Here is a 7,270-nt window from a genome sequence, read left to right as displayed (position 1 = left end):
ACTGGGGACTGGGGACTGGGGACTGGGGACTGGGGAATGGGGACTGGGGACTGGGTAATTATCTTTCTCCCTCACTCCCTCATCTTCCTCATCTCCCTCATCCCCTGCGTAGCTTAGCTAGCTACAACTTGAATATCGATTTGAGCTGTTACTTCCGAATGCAGTTTAATATCAGCTTTATAAGTACCAAGTTTGCCAATATCGGGAATCGTAATACCACGTCGGTCTACTTCTAGATTGGTGGCTGCTTGGATTGCATCAGCAACGTCTTGGTTTGTGACAGTACCAAAAATTGCTTCGTTTTCGCCAACCTGCTTGGAAATTTGCAAACTACCTACTTTTTCCAGTGCTGCTTTTTGTTCTAGCGCTTGTTCTTTTAGTTCTAATTGCCGTTGACGCTCTTGTTCACGACGGCGTTCTACTTGCTTGAGAATACCAGGAGTGGCATGAGTTGCCAATTTTTGAGGAATTAGATAATTGCGAGCATAGCCAGGAGCTACATCTACTAAGTCGCCAGATTTTCCTAGCTTGCTGATATCCTGAGTTAAAACTAACTGTACACGTTTGGCCATTGTCTTTTGTTTTTCCTGTAAAATCTCATTAAATTTGGGTTGTAGCAGGATAGCTCACATGAGTGTAGCTTGCTTCCTAGCGACTTTACTCATACCCTAAAGCTTACAGATCCTAGCGAAACGCAGGGGGCGATCGCAACTATTTGGGCGAGAAAAGTTGTGAGGGACTGGGGACGCGGAGAATAACAAATGACAATTCCCCAACTCACAACTCTTGGGGTGGAAAACAAACTTCGATCGCCTGTTCTACTAAATCTAAACCTTGGGATACTACAGTATGACGCCAATTGCGATCTGCTGGGACAAAGATTTCTTCTAGTCGCTGGCGTGTCCACTCTTTGGATGAGTCGTTTGGTGGTGAATGGAAATGAGCGCGGTTCTCGGCTCGTAATGCCTCAACTACTTTGATGATCGGGTAAGTACCAAACTCTGCTGTGAGAAATTTATAATTGCATTGGGGAAACATTGTTTTACACCAAGTACCCAAACCCCCACGAATTTTGTAGGCAGTACCGCCTGGTTTATATGTTTCGATCGCATCAGCACCAAAAATATTTATCAGCCACTCGGTAGACTCAAAATTAGGCAAATCGTCAATAAAAAGTTTGTATGTTGCTTTTTTACCTAGTCCTGTGTGGAAGTCGATGTGCAAAACGTCTGTAGCATTACCTAGCCACTGCGGTAAATTTGCTGCTAAGATTTGATGAGTTGGAGATGGGCTATTTCCACCAAAGAATAACCCTTGGGGAAAGTCGTATTGCCCAATTGGTAAGGTATCTTTTAAGTCATTGATGCCGTTGCGAAGGATAGAAGCGATCGCTTTGAGAAAAAATGGCTCAAAACGAGATGGCGGTGAAGTTGGGTTAAAAAAAGCATTCAAGTTTCTGTACTTTTCTGCACTACCTCTGTATTCTTCACCTGGTAGCAAAAAGTTGCGATTCAGATCTACATTATCTTCGTTCCACCGTCGTCGCCAAGCAAATCCATAGGGATTTAAGGTGTGTAATAAAATTAAAGCAGCTCCTTGGATGGAACTCCAACCAATTAAACGCTCTTCTAATAAGGCACACTGAACGGCAGAACCGAAGAAACCTTCTACACCATGCAATCCACTAGAAACAATTACGATTTTCTGCGGGTGAGGATCTCCCAAAATCGCCACATCGATTGTGAGTTCTTCTCCATCTGGCCCAGTTTGATTGATAGGGTATGCTTCTAAGCGACACCCCAGCGCCTGCGCTGAGGTGCGGAAGCGATATCGCGCTGTAGCATAGTTAGGACTGAAGGCAGTGACGTAGGACACTGTTGACTGATAGCTGTTGACTGTTGACTAAAACTTGTCTTTCATTCCCCTAATTCGGGCAAATGTTTGTACAGGATCACTACTGTTGACAGCTGATTGTAATGTCGGCTGCTCCCAACGTAAAAAGGGATTAGTAAGTTTTTCTACACCTAAGAGTGAGGGGATGGTAGCTTTTCCTTGAGAGCGGTAAGTTTTCACTTCATGGTAGCGCTTTTGGAGGTCGGTGTTGTCAGCGTCTATGGTGAGAGCAAATTGTAGATTATTTAAGGTGTATTCATGGGCACACCAAACACGGGTATCATCAGGTAGCGATCGCAGTTTGTCCAATGAGTTGACCATTTGTGTGGGTGTCCCTTCAAACAAACGACCACAACCACCAGCAAATAAGGTATCACCGCAAAATAAATCGCCGAGCTCACCTGCTTGTTGGGGGGGAAAGTAGTAAGCAATATGAGCGCGGGTATGTCCAGGAACGAATATAACTTCAGCTATGCGTTCGGCAAACTGAACTTGTGAACCTTCTTTTAAAAACACCTGCTGTGCAGGAATTCTGCCTCGATCCTCGATGCCGCCATAAACGGTGACTCTGGGAAATTTTTGGATTAACCGCTTATTGCCACCCACATGATCTTGATGATGGTGCGTGTTCAAAATCGCTACTAACTTGGCTTGGAGTTCTGTTAGTACTTTAAGTACGGGTTCTGCTTCTGCTGGATCGACAACGGCGGCGATATTTTGTGTTTGGTCGTGCAGTAAAAAGATGTAGTTGTCTGAGAGTGCTTCAAGACGAATAATCTGCATTACCTCTGCTTCCCTCATGAGTAGATGTTTTCAGCAAGTAACAGCGTTACTTAACATAAGCTATATCAAGTGTTTATACTTCGTTGTAGTATTACTTTATTACACTGTCTAAATATGATAATATACGATGCAGTTTTTACGGTATATATACTGAAAACAAGTATAGTTTACTTGAATTTATCAGTGGAATTTCTCTGGAAAAAACTCGAAATATGAAGTTAAGTTTATTTTATTCTTTTTTGCTCTTAATACTTTAAAAATACATGAGTAATAACTGCTAATTTGAATTTTATTCAATATCTATTTAATTTATGACTAAAGAAACTAGAGGATTTATTACGATTTTAACTGGTCTTTATTCTTTTCAGGATTGTATTCATTTTTTAGCGGCGATTAGAAAATTTCATCAAGAGCCAATAATTATTTTAATTGACAGTGTTCCTCAAATTTTTTATCCCTTGCTCAAGGCTTTTAAAAATGTAATTTTAAAACCAGCACCTGCTAATGCAAATACTGTTTTAGCATCACGTCAGGCAAAGCTGGCTTTATATGCGGCTTCCGAATTTGAGCGAACGATTTATTTAGATTCAGATATTTGTTTACTTACTGATATTAATGATGTTTTTGAATCTTTGGATGATGACGATTTTTTATTGACGGAAGATGTCCAACCTCATATTATCAAAGCAACTAATTTATTACGGGGAAAACAAGAAGATCTTTTGCCTCATGTTTTACCGATTTTGCAATCTGTAGGGTTGCCCCTAAAAGAAGATAGTGTGCAGTACAATGGCGGTTTTATCGCTTTTCGGAAAACAGAGACAACTAAGACATTCTTTGACAAATTTGCATACTATTTTGAAATTGTCAAAAACAACCAAGATAAATTATTGTTAAAAGACCAAGGTGCTTTCGCGTCTGCGATCGCATCTGTAAAACCCAAAATGAAAATTTTACCACCTACTTATAATTATCTCAGTAAATGGCAGCAGGCTTATAACATCCAGGATCAAATTAAAGTGCTTCACTGCACGTATCCTTACAGGCCTCAGTATGCTAAAAACATTACCCGTTCTTTATATACAAGGATATTTGACAGATTTGCTAAAGTATTTTTACCTAATCAAGTCACAAATCCCTGGCGCATTAAATAAAAACAAGTGAAAAGATTTTCCAAGCTATCATTATTAGTTGCAGATTTATCAAGTGCTGCCATTCTGCGTGCATACTTGATAAGTGCAGCGCTAAAAAAGCTAGACGTAGAAGTTGAAATTATTGGATTTTTATTTGGTGAAAATTTATATCGCAAATTGCCCGCAGAGTTAGAAGTTAAATCTTTGCCTGGTAAGAATTTTCCAGAGTTTTTGGGAGAAATTAATCAAGTTTTACCGAAAATTGATGGAGATATAATTTATGCTATTAAACCACAAGCGGCCAGCTTTGGAGTTGCCCTACTTAAAAAACTGTATAGTAAAAAGCCGATAATTTTAGATATAGATGATTGGGAACTCAGTTGGTATGGTGGTGACGATTGGCATTATCGCCCCACACTCAAACAATTCGCAAGAGACTTACTAAAACCAGAGGGGGCATTTAGAAATCCTCATCATCCTTTATATATCAAATGGATGGAAAACTGGATAAATCGTGCTGATGCTGTGACGGTGCATACTAAGTTTTTACAGCAGCGTTTTGGTGGTGCATTAGTTCCCAACGGTAAAGATATTACTCTATTTAATCCAACTGAATATGATCCAGAATTTAGTAGAAGCCGCTACGGTTTATCTGAATATCGTATTTTAATGTTTCCTGGCGCACCAAGACCTTATAAAGGGTTAGAAGATATTTTCATAGCATTAGAAAAAATCAATCAATCAGATTTAAAACTGGTGATTGTGGGTGGCAACCCTTATGATGATTATGATGAACAACTGCAACAACGTTGGGGACATTGGATAATCAAACTACCGAAATATCCAGCCGATGTTATGCCTGATTTAGTCGCAGCGGCTCATATTATTGTTGTTCCACAACGAGATACTTTAGAAACTCGTGCCCAATTTCCCCTAAAGTTGACAGATGGAATGGCAATGGCTAAACCTGTATTATCAACACGTGTGGGAGATATCCCAGAAATTTTAGGTGATACTGGTTATTTAGTTGATCCTGCTTGTCCCGAACAACTTGCTGAACAAATCCAATTAATATTTCAGGATTTAGATGCAGCCAATCAGCGTGGTATCAAAGCCAGAGAAAGATGTGTAGAAAACTATAGTATTGAGGCTATGGCTGCTACACTGGAATCGGTAATTGCTCAGTTGTGAACATAATTATAAATACTCAATGTCTACCAGAAACTTACTACTAAGATTTGCTAAACCCTATCCAGGTTTGATTTTATTAACGATAATATTGGGATTTTCTGGTGCGTTATTTAATGGGGTGAGTACGGCTCTAATTGTGCCAGTAATTTTAAAAATTGTGGGGCAAGAAGTAGATTTCAGTACTGCACCTCAAATTCTTAAAACGATGATATCTCCATTTGAGAATATTTCCCCAAGCTACCGCATTGGTGTTATGGCAGGGGCAATTATTTTCACAATTTTATTAAAAAATCTAGCGACTTATGCCAGCTCGTTAGCATCGAGCGCCTTAACACGCAAACTCACAGCAGATATGCGAGAAACTGGTTTAAAATTATTATTAGAAATTGATATAGATTATTACGCTAAAACGAAAGTAGGGGATTTGATTAACCGTCTTGGCGGTGAAATAGGACGTGCTGCTGGGGCTGTAGGGAGTACGGTGAAGATAGTGATTTTAGTAATTACTATCTTAGTTTTTGTGGGTTTGTTGTTATCAATTTCTTGGCAATTAACCATTGCGGCGACAGTTCTGCTTTCATTGGTTACATTGATTAATCAATATGCTATTGCCCGCTCTAAAAAATTTGGCAAACAGCTCAGTGAAATGTCTAAAGCATATTCAATTACTGTACTGGAAATACTCAACGGGATTCGGTTAGTAAAATCGACGGGGAATGAGCAAAAAGAATATCAACGAATACAAAAGTTAATCCGCGATCGCGAGAAAGCAGATTTTGAATCTCAAGTCAATTCCGAAGCGATCGCACCCTTGAGTGAAGTCATGGGTATCACAGCTTTACTATTAATTGTATTTTTAAGTAAAACATTTTTTGCCGATCAAATCGCTTCTCTTTCTGCCGTTTTGTTGACATATTTATTAGTGCTATTGCGATTATTGCCGTTAATTTCTCAACTTAATACTCTTCGTAGTCACTTTGCCAGTACTGCTACTAGTGTGGATGTCACTAGTGAGTTTTTAAGCTTGGATAATAAGCCCTTGATGGGCAACGGTAAACTTACTTATACAAAATTAGAACAAGGAGTGCATTTTAACTCTCTTTCCTTTGCCTACCCTAACCATGAAAAGACAGTACTAAAAGATGTGAATTTATCTTTACCGCGTGGCACAACCTTGGCATTAGTTGGTGGTTCTGGCGCAGGCAAATCGACATTAGCAGACTTATTACCTAGATTTTATGATCCTATCTCAGGGTCTATTACCATTGACGGCCAAGATTTACGAGAGTTTGATGTCATATCCGTGCGAAAGCGCATGGGAATTGTTAGTCAAGACACCTTTTTGTTCAACGACTCAGTACGGTATAACATCGCCTACGGGTGGACGGAAGCTACTGAGGATGAAATTATTACAGCAGCCAGACGGGCAAATGCCTACGAATTTATTATTAAATTGCCGCAAGGATTTGATACATTGATAGGCGATCGCGGCGTCATGTTATCTGGTGGACAAAGACAAAGATTAGCGATCGCGCGTGCATTATTACAAAATCCAGATATTCTGATTTTAGATGAGGCTACCAGTGCTTTAGATACAGTTTCCGAGCGTTTAGTACAAGCTGCACTCGATGACCTCAGCCGCGATCGTACCACCTTAGTGATTGCTCACCGCCTTTCTACAGTCCAAAAAGCCGATCAAATTGCCGTATTAGATCAAGGACGTGTAGTGGAAGTAGGAACCCATCATGAACTCTTACAAAAAGGTGGTTACTACTCACGCTTATACTCAATGCAATTTAGAGATCATCCCGAAGCTGCTACCAAAAATCATCAAAGTTTACTCCGCATCTCCCACGAAATTCGCACACAGTTAAACTCAATGATTGGGTTTTTACGCTCATTGCTTGACGATTTAGCAGATAACACCCAACAAAGGCAAGAATTAATTGCTGAATCCTACAAATCAGCCGGGAAAATTCTCAATACTATAGACGTTTTTGACGAGATTGTTAACTTGCAAATCGAAGGACAATCCTTATCAATTGCTGAGCCAAATCATAGCAGTATAGCAACCCAACATCAAAACCTCACCGATATTTCTGATGATTTACGAATGCATATCAATCCTATATTCAGTTCTCTACGTTCTTTAATAGACAATTTTATCGAAAAACCCCAAGAACAAAATCAACTAATTGCAGAATCCTATAAATCTGCCATGTATCTGCTCAATCAACTAGAAAAATTTGAGGATAATATTAACACTTAAA

General features: G+C 39.6%; 6 protein-coding genes. 3 read left to right on the top strand and 3 right to left on the bottom strand.

Going from position 1 to position 7,270, the window contains the following annotated elements:
* Positions 1-113: 113 nt before the first annotated feature.
* The 3 genes from rplI to gloB form a co-directional block, all read right to left on the bottom strand.
* Positions 114-572: a 50S ribosomal protein L9 gene (gene rplI / locus AC5JMF_RS07340; RefSeq protein ID WP_495795046.1), complete on the bottom strand. Its 459-nt coding sequence runs from the start codon at positions 570-572 to the stop codon at positions 114-116.
* A gap of 205 nt (positions 573-777) precedes the next feature.
* Positions 778-1,875: a DUF2817 domain-containing protein gene (locus AC5JMF_RS07335; RefSeq protein ID WP_495795045.1), complete on the bottom strand. Its 1,098-nt coding sequence runs from the start codon at positions 1,873-1,875 to the stop codon at positions 778-780.
* 27 nt (positions 1,876-1,902) lie between these two features.
* Positions 1,903-2,676 (bottom strand): hydroxyacylglutathione hydrolase, encoded by a 774-nt coding sequence (gene gloB, locus AC5JMF_RS07330; protein WP_495795048.1) that lies wholly within the window; start codon positions 2,674-2,676, stop codon positions 1,903-1,905.
* 311 nt (positions 2,677-2,987) lie between these two features.
* Here gloB and AC5JMF_RS07325 point away from each other — a divergent pair, with 311 nt between their 5' ends.
* Genes AC5JMF_RS07325 through AC5JMF_RS07315 form a run of 3 tightly spaced genes read left to right on the top strand, consistent with a single transcriptional unit; the run spans position 2,988 to position 7,269 of the window.
* Positions 2,988-3,830 carry a hypothetical protein gene (locus AC5JMF_RS07325; protein WP_495795044.1) on the top strand — a complete coding sequence of 281 codons (843 nt, stop codon included), beginning with the start codon at positions 2,988-2,990 and terminating at the stop codon, positions 3,828-3,830.
* A gap of 6 nt (positions 3,831-3,836) precedes the next feature.
* Positions 3,837-5,000, top strand: coding sequence for a glycosyltransferase family 4 protein (locus tag AC5JMF_RS07320; protein ID WP_495795043.1), 1,164 nt, complete (start codon positions 3,837-3,839; stop codon positions 4,998-5,000).
* 19 nt (positions 5,001-5,019) lie between these two features.
* On the top strand, positions 5,020-7,269 hold the full coding sequence (locus AC5JMF_RS07315) for an ABC transporter ATP-binding protein (protein WP_495795042.1): 2,250 nt from the start codon (positions 5,020-5,022) through the stop codon (positions 7,267-7,269).
* Position 7,270: the final 1 nt, after the last annotated feature.

This window comes from Desmonostoc vinosum, assembly GCF_059505385.1.
Note: the sequence above shows the minus strand (reverse complement) of the source record. Positions and strands in the feature narration are given on the sequence as shown.

Excerpts from the sequence above, each read along its gene's own strand:
- rplI (WP_495795046.1), bottom strand. The coding sequence starts at position 572 with ATGGCCAAACGTGTACAGTTAGTTTTAACTCAGGATATCAGCAAGCTA.
- gloB (WP_495795048.1), bottom strand. The coding sequence starts at position 2,676 with ATGCAGATTATTCGTCTTGAAGCACTCTCAGACAACTACATCTTTTTA.
- AC5JMF_RS07325 (WP_495795044.1), top strand. The coding sequence starts at position 2,988 with ATGACTAAAGAAACTAGAGGATTTATTACGATTTTAACTGGTCTTTAT.
- AC5JMF_RS07315 (WP_495795042.1), top strand. The coding sequence starts at position 5,020 with ATGTCTACCAGAAACTTACTACTAAGATTTGCTAAACCCTATCCAGGT.